Raw genomic sequence first — 20,486 nt, forward strand, 5'->3', positions numbered from 1 at the left:
TCTTAATTTGAGGCTAATACGATGGAACGTAATTTTTCCATGCATCGGTATTTTTTGTTACGAACGGAGCTTTCTTCAATAGCCATTTCGGAAGCGATGTCCCGCAAGGATTTCTGTTCAAAATAAAAAGTCTTTAATAGGCTTTTGCACGGCTCGCCCAGATTTTTAAAGGCTTCCATGGCAAGGTTGAGTCTTTTTGTTTCTTCAGGGTCTTCATGGGTTTCCTCATCTTGCGATAGAAATAGACTGCGTTCTTCCGTCAAGGATTGTGTGCTTTTGAAACGTTTTGAACGCAAGACATCCAGCCATTTGTTCTTTGAAATTTGATAGAGATACCCTTGCAGTGCCGAATCATTTTCGGGAGCAAAGCGACCAGTTCTCAAATTGTTCCAAACTGCGATGAAGGCTTCTTGATAAATGTCCTTGGCATGTGCTTTTGAACCGCTGTTTTTTAAAATGAGCTGCTCTATTTTAGGATAGTTGGCCATATAAAATTCTTTTAAGGCAAGAGAATCGTTGTCTTTGATGGCATTTATCAGCTGCAGTTGATGTTGGATTTTGTAGACTTGGCTCATGTTAGTGACTAATCATGAGTAAGATACATTTTTTTAAGTGGTCACCAAATACTTAGCTATTAAATGATCTTTTTGACGATTATTTGCGCGTTACAGCATTTTTGCCAAACCAAGCCCCTCCAATTACAATTAGAAATACTCCAGACCAGCGCATGTAATTGAAAGGTCCAGAAGGCTGATCCATCTTAAATTCAAAGGTTGATTTCCCAAAGGCGTCTTTATCGGTTTTGATTTGATGTGCTGCTTCTGGCAATTCAATGGTATAGATTTGTTGCAAACTGCCACCGTATTCTGGAGGGCTGCTAACCAACATGTATTTATGCTTGGTTAGGGCTGTGAGTTGTGCGTCTTTTTGGTCTGTGTTCATGATCCATTTGCCGCGTTTGTCTATTCTACAGGCGCCATAAGCATTTAGACTTAGGGCAAAGGAGCGGTTCATATCGTCTTTGTCAAGTTTAAAATCGTCCACGAAAAATGCAGGCATGCCTCTTTCAATCTCGCGCTTGAGGGCTGAAGGATTGTTTCCGTAGCTTCCATTCCATTGTTGCCATTGAGAGGCGTTCATGGTCATGGAGATCGTGACTTTAGCATTGCCGATGCTGTCAATTTTCATATTTATGTTTTGTTTGGATTGCTGTGCGAAAATGAATAGTGCATTCAGCAAAAAAAGAGCGAGCAATGGGATTTTTATAGTTTTCATGATTTTGGTTAAATTAATGTGGTCTGAATAAAAAGATGAATGATTTAAAATGTAACTGAAAAGCTTTACTGTGTATCTAGGCGTTGAAATCAAGTCTTGCTTCTTCAATCGAAAATTAATAGGCTTATCTAATGCTATTGAACACTTGGTTGATGATGCCCGTTTTTTGATTGTAGGCATAACTTGGAGCGCCAACCGCCACAACACGGATTCCGTTTTGTGATTTCAAACATTTGCCCACCCAATTGAAGGTGCTGCCATCTTGAGCTTGGGTTTGCCCCGAAATAGTATTGCCATTGGATTGGTATTGCATCTGCATCCCAAAATTCAACATGTATTGATCAATGGTCTGCATGGCTTCTTCAATCGAAGCAGCAGGAATATCATAGATACTTACTGTGGTTAGTTGGTCTGGAGCCACCACTTGGGCCGTGAGAATGGGTACTTGTGGGACGGGGCGCATCATGGTTTGCCAACCATTTGGTATCGCAAAAGACAGTGCACTGGTCTTAATGCTGTTCTCTGGCACAATGATCTCCGTATTGCTTGGCCGGCGGTTGGGTTGGGTCTCATTTTTGGGTTGCACCGGCTGCTCAGAGCTCCATGAGGCCACAATATCATCCACTTTTTTTCTCATGAAATCATTATCCTTAAGATCCATTGCAGTGACGCCTTGTTGGTTTACGGCATGAATGTCTACCAAGGTATATCTAGGGTCGCCACTTTGGGCGCGCTCCATGAACTCTTTTAGATTTTCGTTTCCTTTCTTGAAAGCTTCTTCTGCTGAGGCAATACCGCCAAGACCTTGGCCATTGATACTCGTGGCCTCAATAGCAAAGTATTGACCATTCATTTTAAATCCAGGATAGGCATGACCAGGCACCATATAAATAATGGGATCCAAACCTGCCGCAGAAAGTACGCTGGCATACAAACAACTCAATTCAATGCACAAGCCAGTGTTGCCGGTAATCACTTCCCTGGGTAGTCTAATTTGCTGTACGATGGATTGAATGTCTTCGGTAGACTGCGGAATGCCTTTGGTGCCACTATAAACCATGTGGGATTTTCTTGTGGCTTCGTAGATATTTGCTAAAAAGCGTACGCCATCTTCGGGTTTTCTTGTGATGGAGGCTGCTTCGCCCTTCATCATTTTTTCCTGAAGGTTTTGCGTGTAATATTTAACAACGGGATCGTTTGGTGTCACAAAACAGGCAATAAGTGCATCATTGTCATACATGTCGCTCCAAGTGCTGATCTCTTCAGTTTTAACGCCAGTATAGACATACTCGTTGCGGTTGGTGATTTTAAAACTAAATTCTTCTTCAATGATGTCATCCTCTTCAGCGCCATCCCAAGAAATTTCGATTTGCGCCTTTTCAATGGATTCTGTGGATTTTTCGGTAATATCATCCTTGAATTTTGGATAGCAGGGAATTACCAAGGTTTGACCTGGAAACATCTGTCCAGAAACGGTAAGTTCCGTCCAGTCAATATAATCTGGGATACGGTATTTTACGGTAACATCCTCTAGAGTTTGATTGCTTTTGTTGGTGATTTTAGCCTTGAACAAATGGTATTTGCCGTTGAGTGCATCAGGATTTGAATACACACGATGCACTGCGGGCATTATAAAAGCCGATTTTTCTATTTCAACCTCAAGTTCTCCAGAATTGGAGCTTGGGATTATGAAACTTGTTGCAAAACACAGGATGCCTACAAGTGCAATTGCCAATGGGATAAATTTAGATTTCATTTTAATTGGGTTTAGGATTATTGCCTCTTTACAGCAACATCGTTAAACTTTTAAAATGTCATCACTTTAAATCCCTCCAGAGGGTTTTATTCCCCGAGGCGTGCCTTGAAATACAAAGAACATCTTTCAGTGCATACCTTGTGGGTTAGCCCATAGGTTATTGATTAAAAATAGAGGAAAGAAAATTGAGAAAGGAAATTAGTCGGAAGCTGATTAAACGGAATGAAGCATCCTAAGGCGCCGATTTAGAATGGAATGCTCACAAAGTAGTTTCAGATGCTTAGTCTTGAACCCAAAGCATTATCATCTTGCGTCAAGCAGCAAGTTTTGAAGCCGGCTGAACATCTGATATTTGGAACTTTACTTTCGGAATTTAGACTTATTTAACCTTGGCATACTTTTCACTCAAATTCTTAAGCATCTCCTCGGTCATTTTATCCAGGTCAAATTTCTGATTCCAACCCCAATCGGTTCTCGCTTCAGAATCGTCGATGGATTTAGGCCAGGTGTCAGCGATTTTTTGTCTAAAGTCTGGGCTATAAGAAATTCTAAAATCTGGAATGTGTTTTTTTATGGCTTCGGAAACTTCTTTAGGTGTAATGCTAATGGCTGCCAAATTATAAGAAGAGCGTATTTTTACTGTCTCGGAAGCTGCATCCATCAATTCTACCATCGCGTTGATGGCATCGTCCATAAACATCATTGGGAGTTCAGTGTCTTCCTTTAAAAAGCACTCATAGCTTTTGTCGAGTATGGCCTGGTGGTAGATTTCAACCGCATAATCGGTAGTGCCGCCTCCTGGCATGGTTTTCCAGCTAATGATTCCTGGAAATCTTAGGCTTCTCACGTCCACACCGTAATTTTTGTGGTAGTAATCGCACCAACGCTCACCAGCTTGTTTGGTAATGCCATACACTGTTGAGGGCTCCATAATACTGTGTTGGGGTGTGTCAACTTTTGGTGTGGTAGGGCCAAAAACCGCAATGCTCGACGGCCAGAACACTTTTTTGATAATGCCTTCCTTAGCGAGATTCAATACATGAAATAGGGAATTCATGTTGAGGTCCCAAGCTTTCATGGGGTATTTCTCACCAGTGGCACTCAACATGGCTGCCATAAGGTAGATGGTGTCTATTTTGTGTTTATCCACACAAATTCTAACCGAAGCTTGGTCTTGGGCATCTACAATTTCAAAAATACCTGAGTTAACCAGCGCTGTATTTTCATAGGTTATATCGCTGGCAATGACGTTATCGTCACCATGTAGCTCGCGCAGTTTATACGTGAGTTCAGAGCCTATTTGGCCAGCAGCGCCAATGATTAGAATTTTAGACATGGTATTGGGTTTAAATCTGCATCAAAAGTAGTAAGAATATCAAGCGCATAAAAGCTTAAGCACGCTATATTTTTGTTAATTGCCTATAAAGCTTGTGTCTATTTTATATATTTACCCCGAATTCAATCTTGAAATTATGCGCTTAAAAACGCTCTTCTACATAAGCTTAACTGTTTTTCTTTTTAATTGTCAAGAAGCTAAAGTCTCTCAAGAAAAAAAAGAGACACAGGCAGAGATAGAGGCGAGAACCATTGGCCCTAAAGACATCGAAGCATTGGAATATACAGAGTTTAGCTTAAGTCAAGATGCAAAAAAAACAGTGACCGATTGGCAAAAATACAAAGACCTCAACGTCCAAGTGCTGCTTTTGAAATCGGCCGATTTTAGCTTCTTCAACGATGATCGCACTAATGTATTGACCTTCATCAAGGATCTTAAGGCCGAAATGCCAAAAGCGATTAGAACTAAACCCATTGAAGCGCGATTTAGTGCTTTAGACACCAAATTGCAAAAACTCAACAGTACCTTACTATTATATAACAGCACTAAGGCAGAAAAACTTGAGAGTGTCAAGGAGTTTTTGATAAGTGTCTCTAATTTCAACCTCCAAATCAATAAGAAATTGGAGTTTGAGAAGAATAATATTGGCAGGCCAGACATGAACCCGTCTCAGTTATAACCACTCACAAATTTATTTGAACACGATTAATTTAAGGATTTAAACCAATTTAATTTTAATTTTTATGAATACTAAAATCAGTACCATTTTTATGGTGTCGGTCATTGGGATTTCTTCATTTACAGGTTGTAAGGATGATTCCAAGAAAGACACTGCCATGGCAGAGCAAACGCCAGGCATCGAACTGGAAAGCATGGATACCAGCGTAGATCCCAAAGACGATTTTTACAATTACGTCAACGGAAACTGGATCAAGAACAACGAGATCCCAGAAGATGAGACCCGCTGGGGAGGTTTCAATGTTTTGCGAAAATCAACCCGACAAGACGTGTTGGATATCGTCAATACCGCAAAAGAACTCAATAAATATGAAGATGGCAGTGACCAGAAGAAAGCGCTTTTAGTGTATCAAACTGAGTTGGACACTGTAGCGAGAAACGAAGCCGGTATTAAGCCTATTGAACCGCTACTAAGTAAGATCGATGGGATTAATACTTTAAAGGATTTGCAAACGGTCATTGCTCAAAATAATGGAATTTCAGCGCCTTTCGTGGGTATTGGTGCCAATGCCGATTTAAATGACAGCAGCACAAACATCGCTTGGGTCTATCCAGGTGGTTTGGGCTTGCAGCGCGACTATTACTTGGATATGGATTCCAAATCAAAGGAAATTAGAGGCCAATACCTGGCACATGTATCACGCATGTTGCAATTTATCAATTACAGCAAAGCCGATGCCGATGCAGCAGCCAAAAGAATCATGGAAATGGAAACCCAATTAGCAGAACCTAGATTGGATAAAGTAGCCATGAGAGATGCGCGTAATTACAATAATATGTCGGCAGTTTCCGATTTGGATAAAATGACACCGGCGATTGATTGGAGCAAAATGATTTCAGATTTAGGCATCAAAAGTGAAATCGATACTCTAAACATCATGCAGCCTAAATATATGGCGGCACTCAATTCATTCTTGAAGAACACGTCAATCAAGGATCTTAAGAGCTTGGTGGATTGGAGTACTTTAAACAGAGCTTCGGGGTATTTAACCACCGAGATTGAAATGGCCAACTGGGATTTTTACGCAAAAACCTTAACTGGAGCCAAAAAAATGAAACCTGCCGATGAGCGAGCGCTTGGAACTGTAGATGGCAGTGTAGGTGAAGCGATTGGTAAATTGTACGTTGAGGCGAAGTTTCCACCAGAGGCTAAGGAAAAAGCAGAAAAAATGATTGCCAATATCATCACGGCTTTTCAAAATAGAATAGAGAAATTGGATTGGATGACCAACGACACTAAGAAAAAGGCCATTGAAAAACTAAATAAGTTTACCGTTAAGATTGCTTATCCAGATGAGTGGGAAGATTACTCCGAATTAGAGGTTAAGGAAGGCAATAGTTTTGCCGATAACATGATGGCAGTGATCAATTGGTCTTCCAGAAAAAATTTGGACGAAATTGGCCAACCTGTGGATCGCACGGAATGGGGCATGGCACCACAAACAGTAAACGCCTATTTCAACCCAAGTAACAATGAAATCGTATTTCCTGCAGCTATTTTGCAACCCCCTTTTTATAATTACAAAGCAGATGAAGCGGTTAATTATGGTGGCATTGGCGCAGTGATTGGTCACGAAATATCACACGCTTTCGACGATTCTGGAGCACGTTATGATGCCGAAGGAAATCTTAAAAACTGGTGGACCGATGAGGATCTTGAGAAATTTACCACACGGGCAAATGCCTTGGCAGATCAATACAGTGCCATTGAAGTGATGGACAGTCTTTACATCAACGGAAAATTTACACTGGGAGAGAATATTGGAGATCTTGGTGGTGTACTCGGTGCATACGATGGATTGCAACTCTTTTATGAAAACAATGAAAGACCAGGCGAAATAGACGGCTTTACGCCAGAGCAACGTTTCTTCATGTCTTGGGCAACCGTTTGGAGAACCTTGACCAGAGAAGACGCCCTGAGAACACAGATCAAGACCGATCCGCATTCTCCTGGGATTTATAGAGCAACACAACCATTGAAAAACGTAGATGCATTTTATGAGGCATTCAATATCAAGGAAGGTGACAGCATGTACATCGCACCAGAAGACCGCGTTAGAATTTGGTAGTTTCAAGTAGGACGTTTGAAGTTTGAAGCACGAAGTAAAATGACTGAAGACCGAAGACTGAGGACTGAAGACTGAAGACTAAAAAAGTGGATATCCAATTAAGGGTATCCACTTTTTTTTGATCTCGTTTATAGCTTGCTTATTCCTTGTCTTTGGGAGGCGTCACTTTTCTTGCTTCCAGAGCATCCTTACTTAGTTTGGCGATGTTGAAATTGGGTGCCATCACAAGCGCTTCGTCGAGTAGGCCAATGGCTTGATCCAGATTGTCAGCTTTATTCATATTAAAAACCACCAAGGCTTTCATGTAGGTAAACGCCGCTTTTAAAGGCACTTCATACGGACGTTGAGATTCGTAGAACGCGCGTTTCATATCGTCGGTAGCATTGATTAAACCATATTCCACCTGAGCTTTAGCACCTGCAAAATCTTGGTTTATTGTCAGTAAGTCGGCAATTTCATAAGCAATGTAGGGGTTGGAGTCCCTTTTAAAAAGTTCGTTGTAAAAAGTCAGCGCACGTTCAGGTTGGTTCATCGCCTTTAAGGCAATGGCCTTGACTTCAACATTGATATCGGCATCATTTGGCCCTTTTTCAATTCCAATAGTATTGAGCGCTTCAAGGTTTCTACCTTCAGAAACATAGACGTAAGCCAAGGTATCCAAACGGGCTTGGTTTGGAGCGATTACATTGAGATGCGTTAAGGCATTGATAACACCTTGTACATCCCCTTGGCCTTTCATTTGAAGGTAATAGGCCTCAAAATGTTTTTTAAGTTGATCGTTGTTTTGTGCTGTAACACCTAGCGTGGTAAGCATGATAACGGTAAGTAAAATCTTTTTCATGGTATTTTTGTTTGAAAATTGTAAGCCTTTAGTTCTAATAACTTTTAGTTAGTGGTTAATTTCTTTGACTCCAACATTGAACATTGGACATTGAATCTTTTAGCGCCCAAAACTAAAACAATTTGTTGCATAATATCTTAAAAGACTGCTAATTGTTAGATTTGATGCTCAAACTGAAACTTTAAGCGTTGTAACAATTTATTAGAAGCGATGGTTTTTCCTTTACTTGCACACTGCTCATCAAACTGCGGAAGCGGTAGGTTTTGCTGCTCACAGGCCTTGGTATAAAATTCTTTTTTTGCAGGGTGTGAGGGAAAGGAGGCATTGAATGCTTCGTTCCACAACTTCTGGGAAATGATGCTTTTTATAATAGCGATGGCATCGTCGCGATGAATGAGATTTACCGGCGCTTCCGGATTTTGAATCTGGTTACGACCAGAAAGATAAGTCGCCGGATGGCGGTTAGGGCCTATGAGTCCGCTAAGTCTCAAGATCGTGGCGTTGAAATTGTTGTTTTGTTGAAAAAGGCCTTCCGCAGTGACTAATTTCTGAGCGGTTTCAGATTTTGAAAAGGTTGAGGCTTCGGTAATTACTGGCATATTCTCGTCATCGGCGTACACCGAAGTTGAACCAATGAATACAAGCTGCTCCACCGAAGAATTTTCAATGTGTGGCAGTAACTGTTGCATTTCACCCACATAATCCTGTTCTGGATTTTTCCGAAGTCTTGGCGGGATATTGAGCACTAGAATTTTACAACCCTCAAGACAGGCCTTGAGCTGGCCAGCAATGCCTTCCGAAGTAACATCCAGCAAAAAGGGACGAATGCCTTCCAGGGCCAAAACCGCCAATTTTTCTTCGGAAGTTGTAGAACCATGAATCGTATGGCCTTCTGCCACGAATTGTTTTGCGAGTGGTAGGCCTAACCAGCCACATCCTATTATTGCGATGGGGGATTTTTGTTCCATAGTATGTTTTGAAAAGGCAAAGGTATGAAATGACAGCGGGTCGCTTGATTTTTTTAAGCTAGAAGCTAAAACCCTAAAGATTTTTTGGACGTTTGGAAGTCCTGCGCGTTGATGTTGATGTTCTGAGGGCTTGCAATTTGCGATTCCTCTGGAGTTGTAATCAACGCATTGAATTTGAGTTCGATAAAGCTTTAATCCCTCTGGAATTATTTGAAATATAAATAGTGGTGTGATCGGCGTATTAGGGTTTATGCATTGAGATTGTAAATTATTTGAATGTGATAAAACAATGACAGCGGCATTGCAGGTTTATAGCCTAGCACAAAAAAACAAGATCCCTTTTTACAATGCTTTAACCTTGCTGAAAGTGTTTGTAGGCGAAACAAATATGTCCGAAATTTTAATATGAGCAATTACAATGCGCTTTATGTCACATCGCAAACCGCAAACTATTAGATTCTATTATTTACGGCGTATCAATGCCGGCGGCATTGCAGGTTTATAGCATGAATAGGAGGAACAAATCCCGACTCCAGCGGAGTCGCACATTTTTACGCCAGGCACAAATTGAAACCTGAACTACGAAAATTTAAAGGGGTGTTTTAGAGCTCAAAATCGATCAGGCTATTTTTACGATATCATCTAAAAAACCGAAATCGCAATGTCACAACCTAAACCCATCGTTGATTTCAATTGGTATAATTCGTTTATTTTGAGTAACTTTAAGGTCAATCCAACTTAAAAATCTAAAAATTATGGGAATCAAAAGTTTTCAAGGAGCCAGGAAACAGCAAAGCACTACAGAGGTTGCTGCACTTAAGGTGAGTGATTATATGACTCGGGAATTGATCACATTCAGACCCGATCAAATGGTTGAAGAAGTCATACAGGCTTTGATTAAATACAAGATTTCGGGTGGGCCGGTGGTCAATGAGAACAATGAACTTATTGGTGTGATTTCCGAAGGGGATTGCCTCAAGGATCTTAGTGAAAGCAGGTATTACAACATGCCTATGGAACAACATAAAGTGGAAAACCGCATGGTAAAAAATGTGGAAACCATTGATGGCGATATGAACGTTTTTGATGCTGCCAAAGTATTCTTGGATTCTAAAATTCGCCGTTTCCCTATCGTCGAAAACGGTAAATTGATTGGACAAATCAGCCAAAAAGACATTTTAAAGGCATCCTTGGATTTGAAAGGCCATAATTGGAGAAAGGATTGATAAAATTTACGTTCTCTTAGCCTCGTACCAAGGCTTAGAAAATTTTAGTATACATAAAACCTCACAGTCGCGAAAATTCGGGACTGTGAGGTTTTACAATTTGCGTAGTTTTGGTTCAACCAAGGCTTCCGGCAAATCGGTAATGATGATTTTTTGGCCTTCCGAAGCTTCCAAACTAGCGATTTGAGCATAGGGATACTCTGGTATTGGTTCACTGAGGGATTTCCATTGGGCGATACCGGCAACGGTAATTTGCTCTCCAATTTCTATAATACCTTCCTTGTAGCTCAATTGCTTGTTGAAGAGTCCGAAAAAATTTTTGGTTTCGATTTGGTACTGATGCAGGAGGGACTCAAATGCTGGCGTTGGGTCGTTGAAGGTGCCAGAATCCTGTTCTTGTCAACATTAAGATAGCTAATATAGTTCCTGGGATGCTCCTCAGGGTTTACGACCACATAGTGGGCATGACGCTGCACAAAAAACGCTTCAAATTTGGTCTCATGCACCAAGGTTTTCCAATAGGAACTTTTGCCGCTACTTTTCTTCTGTTCGATTTTGATGTCGTAAAAAATACATTTTCTTTTGCTGTAAGGTACAATTAACGGGTCTTTTACATGAAGCGCTTTACCAGTAATCTTGGAGAATGAATTACTTTTCAAACTGGCCACTGGCAAATCAGGAAGCTTCGCAAGCGTTCGCAAGATTACCTTTTTAGCGCTAAAATAGTGGCTCAAAAAAGCAACAACCGCAAATACGCACATGGCGATTGCGAAAAGGAGGAAACCATTCATAAAGGAGAGATAGTGGTTGGTTGGAACTATTTGAAATTTCTTGTCAAATGAAAATTAGCTTTCGATTTGACGGCGTACGTTTTTATGCTGAAGCCTTTTTTGAAGTTTAAGATACTCAAAGACGGGTTCAACTCTCACGCTTTACCAAGGCATAATAGTCGGCTTCCAAAGGCAAATAACCCTGATCATAGACAAAGTAATAGACGGTGCCCACTTTGGTGGTATAAATGCTGGTAAAGTAATTGAAATCGAAACCCTGTTCAATAAGTTTGGCTTTGGAGCATTTGGTCTTTTGCTCAGGATTGAGTGTTTCGAGTATGCGATAGTTTTTCCGCAGTCGGTTATTGGTGTTGCGAATGATGTTGCGGTGGTCTTTGTTGATGGTGTTGTTATAGGAATTTCGGCAGGCATCACTACAGAATTTCTTATCGATTCTACCAACAATTTTGTCACCACATTCCGGACATTGCTTTTGCATGGGCTTAGCGCTTAAGTTGCTAACTTATAGTTTTTATGACTGTTTGGAAGAACTAATTTAGTGAAATTTGCTGAGCTTTTAAATCCCTCCAGAGGGTTTTATTGCCCGAGGCTCGCCTCGAAATGGAATGAACATCTTTCAATGCATACCTCATGGGCTTGCCTCGAGGTTATTGATTGGTGGCTAGTTTTAAGTGCCACTTGCCTCAAGCCAAATGGAGTGATTAAGCGCGGATAGTGCTGCATTCAATCGAAACAAACGTACTAACCAAAGATTTTAGCTTTAATAATGCGTGCGTTCATCTCGGCAATGTTTACGATTGAGATGCTCTCAGGACATTCTACTTCACACGCACCTGTAAACGTGCAACTGCCAAAACCTTCCGCTTCCATCTGTGAGGTCATCTCTATCACGCGTTTATGTGCCTCGCTTTCGCCTTGCGGCAAACTATTGAGATGATTGATTTTAGCGGAAGTAAAAAGTGCTGCGGAAGAATTTTTACAAGTGGCCACACACGCGCCACAGCCTATACAGGCCGCTGCATCCATAGCCGTATCGGACACCTCTTTAGCTATGAGAATGGCGTTTGCTTCGGGTGCTGATCCTGTTTTTGAACTTATATAAGCACCACTTTCTATGATGCGATCAAAGGCAGAGCGATCTACGATAAGATCTTTTAGGACTGGGAAGGACGCTGCTCGCCAAGGTTCTATTACCACAGTATCACCATCGTTAAAACTTCTCAAATGCAATTGGCAAGTGGTTATTTGATCGTGTGGGCCATGCGCTCTGCCATTGATAAAAATCCCACATTGGCCACAAATGCCTTCTCTACAGTCATATTCAAAGGCAATGACTTTTTCATCACGTAAAACCAGCAATTCGTTAAGGTGGTCTAAAGCTTCCAGAATGGACATGTCTTCCGTTAAATCATCTACCTCATAGGTTTTAAGCATGCCTTCTTCCGCAGGGCTATCTTGTCTCCAAATCTTAAATATAATTTTCATATCCTATTTATTTATAGCTGCGAACCGTGGGTTGTACAAATTCAAATTCTAGGGCTTCCTTATGTAATTTAAAATGGCCATCATTGTATTCCCAAGCCGACACATAGCCATATTCGTCATCTTTACGAAGCGCCTCACCGTCATGCGTTTGAAATTCCTCCCTAAAATGTGCTCCACAAGATTCTTCACGATCAAGCGCATCTTTGCACATCAATTGTGCTAGTTCAATAAAATCGGCCAGGCGCAGCGCTTTCTCCAATTCGGTGTTGAGCTCGTTGCTTGCTCCGGTCACTTTCACATCGTTCCAAAAAGCGGTTTTAATGTCTTTGATTTCTTCAATGGCCTTTTCCAACCCTGTTTTATTTCGGCTCATGGCGCATTCTTGCCACATGATCTTGCCCAAGGCCCTATGAAAATGATCGACGGTGCGGCTGCCATTGATGGCAAGAATTTTTTTGATGTGTGATTGGACCTCTCGTTCTGTTTGCTCAAATTCAGGATGGTCACAAGTGTAAGATGGCGCTTTAGATTCCGTTGCCAAATAATTATTAATGGTATTGGGTAAAATAAAGTAACCATCAATACTGGCTTGCAATAATGAATTTGCTCCTAAACGATTTGCACCATGATCAGAGAAATTACATTCGCCAATGGCGTACAATCCAGGAATAGTGGTCATCAATTCATAGTCTACCCAAAGCCCGCCCATTGAGAAATGTGCGGCAGGAGAAATCATCATTGGCTGTTGATAAGCATCTATACCGGTTATTTTATGATACATGTCAAACAGATTGCCATACCTGTCTTTTATGCTGTCCAAACCGAATTTTTTAATAGCATGCTGAAAATCGAGATACACGGCATTCTTTAATTTTCCAACGCCAAATCCAGCATCAATGCGTTCTTTGGCAGCTCGTGACGCAATATCTCTTGGCGCCAAATTTCCAAAACTGGGATATTTGCGCTCTAAATAATAATCGCGCTCAGCGTCTGGAATGGCGTTGGCATTTCTTGTGTCATCTTGTTGTTGAGGCACCCATATACGCCCATCGTTGCGAAGCGACTCCGACATTAAGGTAAGCTTTGATTGTGCCTCACTGGATTGTGGCAATGCGGTTGGGTGTATCTGGGTAAAGCTAGGCGCAGCAAAAAAAGCGCCTTTCTTATGGGCTTTCCATAAAGCACTTCCATTGCAACCTATCGCCAAGGTTGAGAGTCTAAAAACTCTTGAATAACCGCCTGTTGCCAAAACAACTGCATCTGCAGCAAAACGTTTGAGTTGACCGCTTACCAAATCCCGAACAATAATCCCTTTTGCCTTGCCATTAATCACGACCAGATCCAACATTTCGCTACGCGGATACATGACCACCTTTTTCGCTTTGACCATTTTATACAGTTGTGAGTAGGCAGCCAATAAAAGCTGTTGTCCGGTTTGTCCACGCGCATAAAACGTACGTTGAACTTGAACACCGCCAAAACTGCGGTTCACTAATGTGCCACCGTACTCTCTAGCAAACGGTACGCCCTGTTGTACAAAATGATCAATAAGTGGTGATGAAAGTTCTGCCAATCTATAGGTATTGGCCTCGCGAGATCTAAAATCACCTCCTTTTAAGGTGTCGTGGAACATGCGATACACACTGTCACCATCATGCTGGTAATTTTTAGCGGCATTAATGCCACCTTGAGCCGCGACAGAATGTGCGCGTCTGGCCGAATCTTGATAGCAAAAACATTTGACATCATAGCCTAGTTCCGCCAATGTTGCGGCGGCACCAGCGCCTGCCAGCCCCGAGCCCACTACAATGATGTTTAATTTCTTTTTATTGGCAGGGTTGATGAGCTGCGATTTCAACTGATAGTTGCGCCATTTGTCTTCTAATCTGCCTTCTGGAATTTTTGCGTCTAACTTCATTTTTTATGCTATTTGAAATACACGATAAATGGAATGATTCCAAAACCTATACCTATAATAAGCGCATACCAAAGCGCCACATTAGCGATAATGCGTAAGCCTTTTTTATGATAAAACCCCAAGGTTTTGAAAGCACTCTTAAAGCCATGGTGTAAATGAAAGCCCAGCGGAATGGCCATTAATGTATAGAAGCACACGAAATAGATATTGTGAAATAAACTGTTGGTTATTTCATAAACATCTTGGTATCCGGCGGCATCCAATCCTACAGGAGCTCCAAGCCCCAATTTTATACGTGCCCAAAAATTGGCTAAGTGTACCACAATGAAAAGTAAGATCATTGTGCCTAAGAAACCCATATTCTGAGAGGTCCAAGTGCTGTTTTGTTTGTAATGGTTGAGGGCATATTTTTGAGGTTTTGCTTTTCTGTTTTTTAATGTGATAAGCAAGGCGTAAATCACATGTAAAAGAATAGAGGCGTAAAGCAAATAGGCAATTATTTGTATGAAGAGACTTTCGCGTAATACTGTGGAATAGCTGTTGTATAGACCTCTGGCAATAGCTGCGGGGAGTACCAAAATGAGGTTAGCAGATAAGTGAACCACTAAAAATACGCAGAGAAATAATCCTGAACCAGCGATGATGGTTTTTCTGAAAAAGTGTTGATTTATTGCCATTTACCGCTAAAATATGGAATCTGTTGCAGATAATTAATGATTAATGTCAGCCAAAGCAAATTAATTAATGAGTATGCGACCATATAAAAGTATTTTGAACCTGAAGTGTTTGCTCGTCACATTGACCAGATTTTTTTGTTGCTAGGGTTTGAGTGTGGGTTGCTTCAACGCTTTTTTTATTCAGTTCAGTCCAAATCTAAATGGTCGTTTCCTTCAGTTGCTGTTTTTAAATTCATTTTCCCTGAATTTTTCAAGAATCTTTTGCAATAAATTCCAAACGGTTTTTTCAAAATCTTGTATTGTTTCTGCTGTATGGTCAAAATATAAGTCCGGGTCGGCGCTCAAAACCATCAATGATGCTGTTGCCTTATCACATTTCGGACTCTCAACAATCCAGTTCAAAACAATTGTGCCGTCGTTGCAGTTGCAGTGGCTAGCGAGATAGCTCTTTTTTTATAACTTAAAAAACAAGTTGTTGATCTTCCAACTTCCTTAAAGTTAATTATCCTGAATAAGACCAATAAAAGATTAAGAATTCTTTAGCTTGAGAACTACTAGTCGTATGACCTCTTCGGTTGGAAACTGAGAAATCTGTAATTGAAAGCCACAAATAGCAATGACGAATAATTTTCAGTGTTCTTGTGTTTTATTCCAGACCATTCTCAACTGAGGGAATGTACTGCCCTGTATTTTTGGGCGGCCTATTTTGGGAAGTGGTAATTATCCGTGCCTGCCTTGTTGGTTGCATCCAATGCGACTCTTATGGGGATTAGATAAAGGGAGCACACATTCAAACCGATAGTGAAATCTGTAAGTGGAACCACAAAATACACAGCGACCCGCTGCGATCTAATTTTTGGTTTTAATGCGCAACTGCGCAACATCGCCGAAGTTTACGGCGCTGATGATGGGCAATAGCGCTTTGTGAAAGACTTTGTTGCAGCTTGGGAAAAAGTGATGATGCTTGATCGTTATGACATGAAGGATGAGTAAAATGTCTATAAAAAGTATGTAATGAAATCGGGCGGTTCTATTTTCTTCCCACTCAATAAGGATGCAATAGGTCTATAACGCGTAACTTAGCGATAAAGAAAAATGAGGAATCAGCAAAATAATATGCTTCAACAAGGTATTCTTATCGTTTATGACCATTTGTAATAGAAAAAAAATAATTACGTTAAAATGAAAAAAATAAGTCCATACAAGCAAATTGATGAGGCTCTTTTAGCTCTCGATAATGGAGGTAGATTTTATAATATCCTAACAAAGTCAAATGATGGGATCATAAGTCAATCCGAATTAGGGAAAATTGGGGGATTATTTAATGACAAACAAAAAATGATTCTTTTTCTGGAAATGTCTATGATTTCGTTTGAAGATGAAGAGAAAGAAATCATACTTTCAAAATTAGATGGGGATTTAAAACAAACCTATTTAAAGTACAAGTCCCAAAAACTATTACCTTCAGAAGCAAATGAAAAAGGAATATTAGCTTCTAATGCAATATTAACAGGAGTTCCAAAGCTAGTGGATAAAAAATCAGATTTCAATGGATTCATTATGGTTCCCATTATGGCTGGAAAAGCAATGATTTTTGTAATGATACCGATAATTGACAATTATAATATTTATGAATTACGAGATGAAAAAACTTCAGATACATTCATAATAGCCCATTCTAGGAATTCAGAAAAATTGCCAAATAAAAAAATAATTATTGCGGGATTACTAAAAGAACTTAAATCAGAAAAAAACGAAGACAGTAAAACTGTAAAATTTTTAGAAGCGAACTATTACATTTCAAATTAGGTAAAACTCCAGTTTCCAACAAAGCCGCATATAATTTATTGCTAGTTCTTGCTTGCTTGCGGAAATTCTCGAAGATTTTATATTCGATTCATATCTGCTAAATTAGGTGTTTAAACACGCAACTAATCTCATTCAAGACTGGAAGATGTAATAGGGCCTAAACCCAATCAGAATCTTCCAAAGTGAAAATCTCACTTATTTCGACTTCAAAAATTTGAGCTAATCTCAAAGCCAAAACTGTTGATGGCACATATTTACCTAATTCCATGGCGTTAATTGTTTGCCTACTAACTTTTGCCAATTTAGCTAAATCAGCTTGAGTAATATTTTTTTTTGCTCTTTCTACTTTAATACTATTCTTCATGATGAGCTGATTTTTTAAGTTTGGAAATTTGCCAATTAAATCTAATTATGAAAAACAATAAAACGGTGAACATATTGAATAGCATAACCCATAGAAAGGTAAAGTCGAAAATAAATAAAAACGCAAATAATAGAACTCCATAATTAACATAAACAGCCCAAACCAAAGACTCTAATCTGATTTTGGAAATATATTCATCCTCTAATTTTTCTTTCGAAAAAGCAACAAATAAAGAACTAATAATAGTTAAAATCCCGAGAATCTCATTCAGAATATTATTATTGACTATCCCAAACAGTCGCTTATCACTAAAAAGGTTAAGGTCTTCAATAAAGATAGCCGGAAGATTAAAATCTAAAAAACTTGGTTCATACTCAAATATGAGAGCAACCAAACCCAAAATTGCCGAAGGAATTAGTATAAACCAACCCATTTTCTTGAACTTATTCGGAAACAAATAATTTATTTTCATAATAATCTGGTTTAATTTCATCTAAATGTATAATAAATATTACAATTAGACAAACAAACTTTACATTTAGTAAAATAATTTTTACTGTTAAGCCGTGTATACTCAATTGCTTGGTTTGAGTTTACTTGTGCAAAATCCTCGCAGATTCCCTAGTTCATTTTTATTGCTAAATTAGTGCCTTGAGAAAACACAACGCATAATACTAAAACTCGTTGGCTGTGATTTACAGCAAGTACCTAAATGGCAGACCATTAGAACAAAACACTATCATTATATGAATTATTGCATTAAAAATAATTATTTCTTCATTATCATACTATCTATCTTTTCTTGTACTACAGATGATGACAACCTTGAGGAATCCTTGAGACTCAATTCCATAGAAGGAAATTTTTTACTAGAAACGCAACAAGACGTGAATGATTTCGGAGATTTAAACTATGAATCTATTGATGGTTCACTCGTAATTGGCAATAGTACTGGCATGTCAAACATTACTTCATTAGAACCAATAAATAATCTAAAAGCTGTTTTTGGATTTTTATCAATTCAAAATAATCCCCAATTAACATCTTTGAGTGGATTAGAAAATCTACGCTATATGTGCCACAGTGAACCTTCCTCAATACGTATAATTAATAATGATGGATTGACAGAGATATCGGCAATAAGTAATATAAACTATTGTGATATGATGTCCCTAACGCTAAAAGACAATAACAGCCTTAGTAATATTGATGCCTTTTCAGAAATAAGAAATCTATCTCAAATCATTTTACAAAGCAATGAAAATCTTATTGATTTAAGTGCTTTCAATAATTTAGAACAGGTTAGATATTTAGCACTAATTGACGGGAATTTTTCTAATGTTGGTTTTAATAACTTAAATACTTGTGATACATTACATATAGTATCATGCAACAATCTTACACATGTCAACTCCTTATCTAATTTAACAAATTTGAGAGTTTTGGAGCTTGGTTTGCCAGGTGCATTTTTGCAATACCAATATGATCCTATATTATCAAATCAATCTTTAGCTTCACTTGACGGATTAAGTAATGTCACAAATTTAGAGGCTATTGGTATTGGTGGTGGTTCTAGTGACTTAAGATCATTACCTAATTTTAAAGGCACTATTGGCAGTATTGCATTACATAATACTGCCATAGAAAATTTGGATGGATTTTCTCAGGGCACTCAAGACTACCATACCGATTTGTACATATATGATAATTATAATCTCGAAAATGTAGATGGCTTATTGAATTACCACGTTTTGGGCGAAATCTATCTTGTAAATAATACCAATTTAAATAATATTGACGGATTCGATACCGTTTCTGAAATTATTGCTGGCTACATATTTATTGATGGCAATTCTATTGAACAAACCAATAGTGTTTTTGAAAATTTGACCACAATTAATTTCTATGAAATAAACATTACCAACAATAGTGGATTTGATCACTTTTCAGGGTTTAACGTATTAAACACAGAAAACTTATCTGTAAACATCAATAACAATACAGATTTGGCAAGCATAGACGCTTTCAATACTTTAGAAAGAGTAAGCCTTAATTTTATTAATAATCCTAATTTAACTTCCATACTTGGGTTTGATAATGTGATAGAAGCCGACTTAACAATAGGTTATTCAGCCATTTCAAACCCAAATCAACCAGTTGAAATAATAGATGTTTTTAATCCAAGCGCGATTATAAATAATTTGGGCATATTTAATACTAATATTAGCAATCTTGATTCTTTTCAAAACTTCAGTCTGAATGAGCTTATTCAGATTTATAATAATGGATTACTAACCGACTTTTGTGGCATTAGTAATCAAGTTGTAAATAGTACTACTTCAACATTAATCTATGACGTTCGGGACAACCTTTTTAATCCAAGCAGATACGATTTGGTTGATGGTGATTGCAGTAATTAAAAGAAAGAGATGTTTATTAAAACTAGAATACTTTAAATGGAAATAACAATCTTGAAACCACGGAATGCAATAAATAAAGCCTTTTTAAAAATAAAACCGAACCGAACGGAAATTGAAAGTTTCAAGACAAATTTGATTCAGCTACTTGACCGAACCAATGATACCGAATCGGAAGAATTCCATAAAAATCTCGTTACCGGCTTTTTAAATAAAACCAACTAATGGATAAAGAAAATAGCATAAAGCTTTTTGAGCAACAACAAGTTCGTACCCATTGGGATGAAGCAGAAGAACAATGGTTTTTTTCTGTGGTAGATGTAATACAAATATTAACCGATAGCGCAGATGCTTCAGCCTATTGGCGAAAACTAAAACAGCGATTAAAACAAGAAGGTAATGAAACCGTGACAAATCTTCACGGGTTGAAATTGAAAGCTAGAGATGGTAAAATGAGAAAAACCGATGTTGCAAATACAGAGCAAGTTTTCAGGCTTATACAAAGCGTACCATCACCCAAAGCAGAACCCTTTAAACTCTGGATTGCAAAAGTAGCTAAAGAACGCATTGATGAAATTGAGGACCCAGAATTAGGTTTTGATCGCTTAATGGAAACTTATCTTAAAAAAGGCTATAGCACACAATGGATAAATCAACGTCTTAAAAGTATTGAGGTACGCAAAGACCTTACAGATGAATGGGATGAACGTGGTGTGAAAAAAGGAATGGAATACGTCATACTTACTAATGAAATTACAAAAGCCTGGAGCGGTTTTGATGTAAAAAACTAAAAGGGCTTGAAAAAGAAAATTTGCG

General features: G+C 38.9%; 21 protein-coding genes and 2 pseudogenes. 8 read left to right on the forward strand and 15 right to left on the reverse strand.

Translation table 11 applies throughout. The annotated features are described in order from the left end of the window. Window positions 1-2: 2 nt before the first annotated feature. The 4 genes from ESY88_RS11590 to ESY88_RS11605 form a co-directional block, all read right to left on the reverse strand. Complete coding sequence (locus tag ESY88_RS11590; RefSeq protein ID WP_147085933.1) at window positions 3-575, reverse strand: RNA polymerase sigma factor; 573 nt, start codon at window positions 573-575, stop codon at window positions 3-5. Between the two features lie 79 nt (window positions 576-654). Then, the gene (locus ESY88_RS11595) at window positions 655-1,275 is read right to left on the reverse strand and encodes a hypothetical protein (protein WP_147085932.1); all 621 of its coding nucleotides are present in this window, start codon (window positions 1,273-1,275) and stop codon (window positions 655-657) included. Window positions 1,276-1,399: 124 nt separating this feature from the next. Beyond that, on the reverse strand, window positions 1,400-3,031 hold the full coding sequence (locus ESY88_RS11600; RefSeq protein WP_147085931.1) for a hypothetical protein: 1,632 nt from the start codon (window positions 3,029-3,031) through the stop codon (window positions 1,400-1,402). Between the two features lie 379 nt (window positions 3,032-3,410). Then, window positions 3,411-4,367 (reverse strand): NAD-dependent epimerase/dehydratase family protein, encoded by a 957-nt coding sequence (locus tag ESY88_RS11605; RefSeq protein WP_147085930.1) that lies wholly within the window; start codon window positions 4,365-4,367, stop codon window positions 3,411-3,413. Between the two features lie 136 nt (window positions 4,368-4,503). On the opposite strand from ESY88_RS11605, the gene ESY88_RS11610 reads away from it, so the two are divergent. Further along, entirely contained in the window at window positions 4,504-5,046 is a 543-nt protein-coding gene (locus ESY88_RS11610; RefSeq protein ID WP_147085929.1) for a hypothetical protein, read from the forward strand. Window positions 5,047-5,110: 64 nt separating this feature from the next. Next, window positions 5,111-7,174 carry a M13 family metallopeptidase gene (locus tag ESY88_RS11615; protein ID WP_147085928.1) on the forward strand — a complete coding sequence of 688 codons (2,064 nt, stop codon included), beginning with the start codon at window positions 5,111-5,113 and terminating at the stop codon, window positions 7,172-7,174. A 139-nt stretch (window positions 7,175-7,313) separates the two neighbouring features. Here ESY88_RS11615 and ESY88_RS11620 read toward each other — a convergent pair whose 3' ends face one another. Both ESY88_RS11620 and ESY88_RS11625 read right to left on the reverse strand, forming a co-directional pair. Further along, on the reverse strand, window positions 7,314-8,015 hold the full coding sequence (locus ESY88_RS11620; RefSeq protein ID WP_147085927.1) for a tetratricopeptide repeat protein: 702 nt from the start codon (window positions 8,013-8,015) through the stop codon (window positions 7,314-7,316). 155 nt (window positions 8,016-8,170) lie between these two features. Then, the gene (locus ESY88_RS11625; protein WP_147085926.1) at window positions 8,171-8,983 is read right to left on the reverse strand and encodes an NAD-dependent epimerase/dehydratase family protein; all 813 of its coding nucleotides are present in this window, start codon (window positions 8,981-8,983) and stop codon (window positions 8,171-8,173) included. A 755-nt stretch (window positions 8,984-9,738) separates the two neighbouring features. Here ESY88_RS11625 and ESY88_RS11630 point away from each other — a divergent pair. Further along, window positions 9,739-10,209, forward strand: a complete 471-nt coding sequence (locus ESY88_RS11630) for a CBS domain-containing protein (RefSeq protein WP_147085925.1) — start codon at window positions 9,739-9,741, stop codon at window positions 10,207-10,209. A 93-nt stretch (window positions 10,210-10,302) separates the two neighbouring features. Here ESY88_RS11630 and ESY88_RS11635 read toward each other — a convergent pair whose 3' ends face one another. The 7 genes and pseudogenes from ESY88_RS11635 to ESY88_RS21890 form a co-directional block, all read right to left on the reverse strand. Continuing rightward, window positions 10,303-10,500, reverse strand: coding sequence for a hypothetical protein (locus ESY88_RS11635; RefSeq protein ID WP_147085924.1), 198 nt, complete (start codon window positions 10,498-10,500; stop codon window positions 10,303-10,305). After that, window positions 10,497-11,000 (reverse strand): hypothetical protein, encoded by a 504-nt coding sequence (locus tag ESY88_RS11640; protein WP_147085923.1) that lies wholly within the window; start codon window positions 10,998-11,000, stop codon window positions 10,497-10,499. The genes ESY88_RS11635 and ESY88_RS11640 overlap by 4 nt, the downstream gene beginning before the upstream one ends. Window positions 11,001-11,127: 127 nt before the next feature. Further along, on the reverse strand, window positions 11,128-11,478 hold the full coding sequence (locus ESY88_RS11645) for a hypothetical protein (RefSeq protein WP_147085922.1): 351 nt from the start codon (window positions 11,476-11,478) through the stop codon (window positions 11,128-11,130). 263 nt (window positions 11,479-11,741) lie between these two features. Beyond that, window positions 11,742-12,485: a succinate dehydrogenase/fumarate reductase iron-sulfur subunit gene (locus ESY88_RS11650; RefSeq protein ID WP_147085921.1), complete on the reverse strand. Its 744-nt coding sequence runs from the start codon at window positions 12,483-12,485 to the stop codon at window positions 11,742-11,744. Window positions 12,486-12,492: 7 nt separating this feature from the next. Continuing rightward, window positions 12,493-14,403, reverse strand: a complete 1,911-nt coding sequence (locus tag ESY88_RS11655) for a fumarate reductase/succinate dehydrogenase flavoprotein subunit (RefSeq protein WP_147085920.1) — start codon at window positions 14,401-14,403, stop codon at window positions 12,493-12,495. Between the two features lie 8 nt (window positions 14,404-14,411). After that, complete coding sequence (locus ESY88_RS11660) at window positions 14,412-15,080, reverse strand: succinate dehydrogenase cytochrome b subunit (RefSeq protein ID WP_147085919.1); 669 nt, start codon at window positions 15,078-15,080, stop codon at window positions 14,412-14,414. A gap of 213 nt (window positions 15,081-15,293) precedes the next feature. After that, window positions 15,294-15,512: pseudogene (locus ESY88_RS21890) on the reverse strand (DUF4274 domain-containing protein); the annotation flags it as partial. A gap of 381 nt (window positions 15,513-15,893) precedes the next feature. Here ESY88_RS21890 and ESY88_RS21460 point away from each other — a divergent pair. Both ESY88_RS21460 and ESY88_RS11675 read left to right on the forward strand, forming a co-directional pair. Beyond that, window positions 15,894-16,073 (forward strand): annotated as a pseudogene (locus ESY88_RS21460) (hypothetical protein); the annotation flags it as partial. A gap of 189 nt (window positions 16,074-16,262) precedes the next feature. Continuing rightward, entirely contained in the window at window positions 16,263-16,889 is a 627-nt protein-coding gene (locus ESY88_RS11675; protein WP_147085918.1) for a hypothetical protein, read from the forward strand. A gap of 157 nt (window positions 16,890-17,046) precedes the next feature. On the opposite strand, the gene ESY88_RS11680 is transcribed toward ESY88_RS11675, so the two are convergent. Both ESY88_RS11680 and ESY88_RS11685 read right to left on the reverse strand, forming a co-directional pair. Next, entirely contained in the window at window positions 17,047-17,253 is a 207-nt protein-coding gene (locus ESY88_RS11680) for a helix-turn-helix transcriptional regulator (protein ID WP_136584470.1), read from the reverse strand. Next, window positions 17,243-17,725 carry a hypothetical protein gene (locus ESY88_RS11685; RefSeq protein ID WP_147085917.1) on the reverse strand — a complete coding sequence of 161 codons (483 nt, stop codon included), beginning with the start codon at window positions 17,723-17,725 and terminating at the stop codon, window positions 17,243-17,245. The genes ESY88_RS11680 and ESY88_RS11685 overlap by 11 nt, the downstream gene beginning before the upstream one ends. Window positions 17,726-17,999: 274 nt before the next feature. Here ESY88_RS11685 and ESY88_RS11690 point away from each other — a divergent pair, with 274 nt between their 5' ends. From ESY88_RS11690 to ESY88_RS11700, 3 genes are read left to right on the forward strand one after another with little or no spacing between them, the layout of a single operon-like run. Continuing rightward, window positions 18,000-19,673, forward strand: coding sequence for a hypothetical protein (locus ESY88_RS11690; RefSeq protein WP_147085916.1), 1,674 nt, complete (start codon window positions 18,000-18,002; stop codon window positions 19,671-19,673). A 36-nt stretch (window positions 19,674-19,709) separates the two neighbouring features. Then, window positions 19,710-19,895 (forward strand): DUF7149 domain-containing protein, encoded by a 186-nt coding sequence (locus ESY88_RS11695; RefSeq protein WP_147085915.1) that lies wholly within the window; start codon window positions 19,710-19,712, stop codon window positions 19,893-19,895. Next, complete coding sequence (locus ESY88_RS11700) at window positions 19,895-20,461, forward strand: BRO-N domain-containing protein (RefSeq protein ID WP_223270804.1); 567 nt, start codon at window positions 19,895-19,897, stop codon at window positions 20,459-20,461. The genes ESY88_RS11695 and ESY88_RS11700 overlap by 1 nt, the downstream gene beginning before the upstream one ends. Window positions 20,462-20,486 lie beyond the last annotated feature (25 nt).

This window comes from Subsaximicrobium wynnwilliamsii (assembly GCF_007997225.1).
In the GTDB taxonomy this organism is placed as follows: domain Bacteria; phylum Bacteroidota; class Bacteroidia; order Flavobacteriales; family Flavobacteriaceae; genus Psychroserpens; species Psychroserpens wynnwilliamsii.

What these genes read in the sequence shown, in the direction of transcription:
- ESY88_RS11590 (WP_147085933.1), bottom strand. Translation starts at nt 575, where the DNA reads ATGAGCCAAGTCTACAAAATCCAACATCAACTGCAGCTGATAAATGCC.
- ESY88_RS11595 (WP_147085932.1), bottom strand. Translation starts at nt 1,275, where the DNA reads ATGAAAACTATAAAAATCCCATTGCTCGCTCTTTTTTTGCTGAATGCA.
- ESY88_RS11600 (WP_147085931.1), bottom strand. Translation starts at nt 3,031, where the DNA reads ATGAAATCTAAATTTATCCCATTGGCAATTGCACTTGTAGGCATCCTG.
- ESY88_RS11605 (WP_147085930.1), bottom strand. Translation starts at nt 4,367, where the DNA reads ATGTCTAAAATTCTAATCATTGGCGCTGCTGGCCAAATAGGCTCTGAA.
- ESY88_RS11610 (WP_147085929.1), top strand. Translation starts at nt 4,504, where the DNA reads ATGCGCTTAAAAACGCTCTTCTACATAAGCTTAACTGTTTTTCTTTTT.
- ESY88_RS11615 (WP_147085928.1), top strand. Translation starts at nt 5,111, where the DNA reads ATGAATACTAAAATCAGTACCATTTTTATGGTGTCGGTCATTGGGATT.
- ESY88_RS11620 (WP_147085927.1), bottom strand. Translation starts at nt 8,015, where the DNA reads ATGAAAAAGATTTTACTTACCGTTATCATGCTTACCACGCTAGGTGTT.
- ESY88_RS11625 (WP_147085926.1), bottom strand. Translation starts at nt 8,983, where the DNA reads ATGGAACAAAAATCCCCCATCGCAATAATAGGATGTGGCTGGTTAGGC.
- ESY88_RS11630 (WP_147085925.1), top strand. Translation starts at nt 9,739, where the DNA reads ATGGGAATCAAAAGTTTTCAAGGAGCCAGGAAACAGCAAAGCACTACA.
- ESY88_RS11640 (WP_147085923.1), bottom strand. Translation starts at nt 11,000, where the DNA reads ATGAATGGTTTCCTCCTTTTCGCAATCGCCATGTGCGTATTTGCGGTT.
- ESY88_RS11645 (WP_147085922.1), bottom strand. Translation starts at nt 11,478, where the DNA reads ATGCAAAAGCAATGTCCGGAATGTGGTGACAAAATTGTTGGTAGAATC.
- ESY88_RS11650 (WP_147085921.1), bottom strand. Translation starts at nt 12,485, where the DNA reads ATGAAAATTATATTTAAGATTTGGAGACAAGATAGCCCTGCGGAAGAA.
- ESY88_RS11655 (WP_147085920.1), bottom strand. Translation starts at nt 14,403, where the DNA reads ATGAAGTTAGACGCAAAAATTCCAGAAGGCAGATTAGAAGACAAATGG.
- ESY88_RS11660 (WP_147085919.1), bottom strand. Translation starts at nt 15,080, where the DNA reads ATGGCAATAAATCAACACTTTTTCAGAAAAACCATCATCGCTGGTTCA.
- ESY88_RS11675 (WP_147085918.1), top strand. Translation starts at nt 16,263, where the DNA reads ATGAAAAAAATAAGTCCATACAAGCAAATTGATGAGGCTCTTTTAGCT.
- ESY88_RS11680 (WP_136584470.1), bottom strand. Translation starts at nt 17,253, where the DNA reads ATGAAGAATAGTATTAAAGTAGAAAGAGCAAAAAAAAATATTACTCAA.
- ESY88_RS11685 (WP_147085917.1), bottom strand. Translation starts at nt 17,725, where the DNA reads ATGAAAATAAATTATTTGTTTCCGAATAAGTTCAAGAAAATGGGTTGG.
- ESY88_RS11690 (WP_147085916.1), top strand. Translation starts at nt 18,000, where the DNA reads ATGAATTATTGCATTAAAAATAATTATTTCTTCATTATCATACTATCT.
- ESY88_RS11695 (WP_147085915.1), top strand. Translation starts at nt 19,710, where the DNA reads ATGGAAATAACAATCTTGAAACCACGGAATGCAATAAATAAAGCCTTT.
- ESY88_RS11700 (WP_223270804.1), top strand. Translation starts at nt 19,895, where the DNA reads ATGGATAAAGAAAATAGCATAAAGCTTTTTGAGCAACAACAAGTTCGT.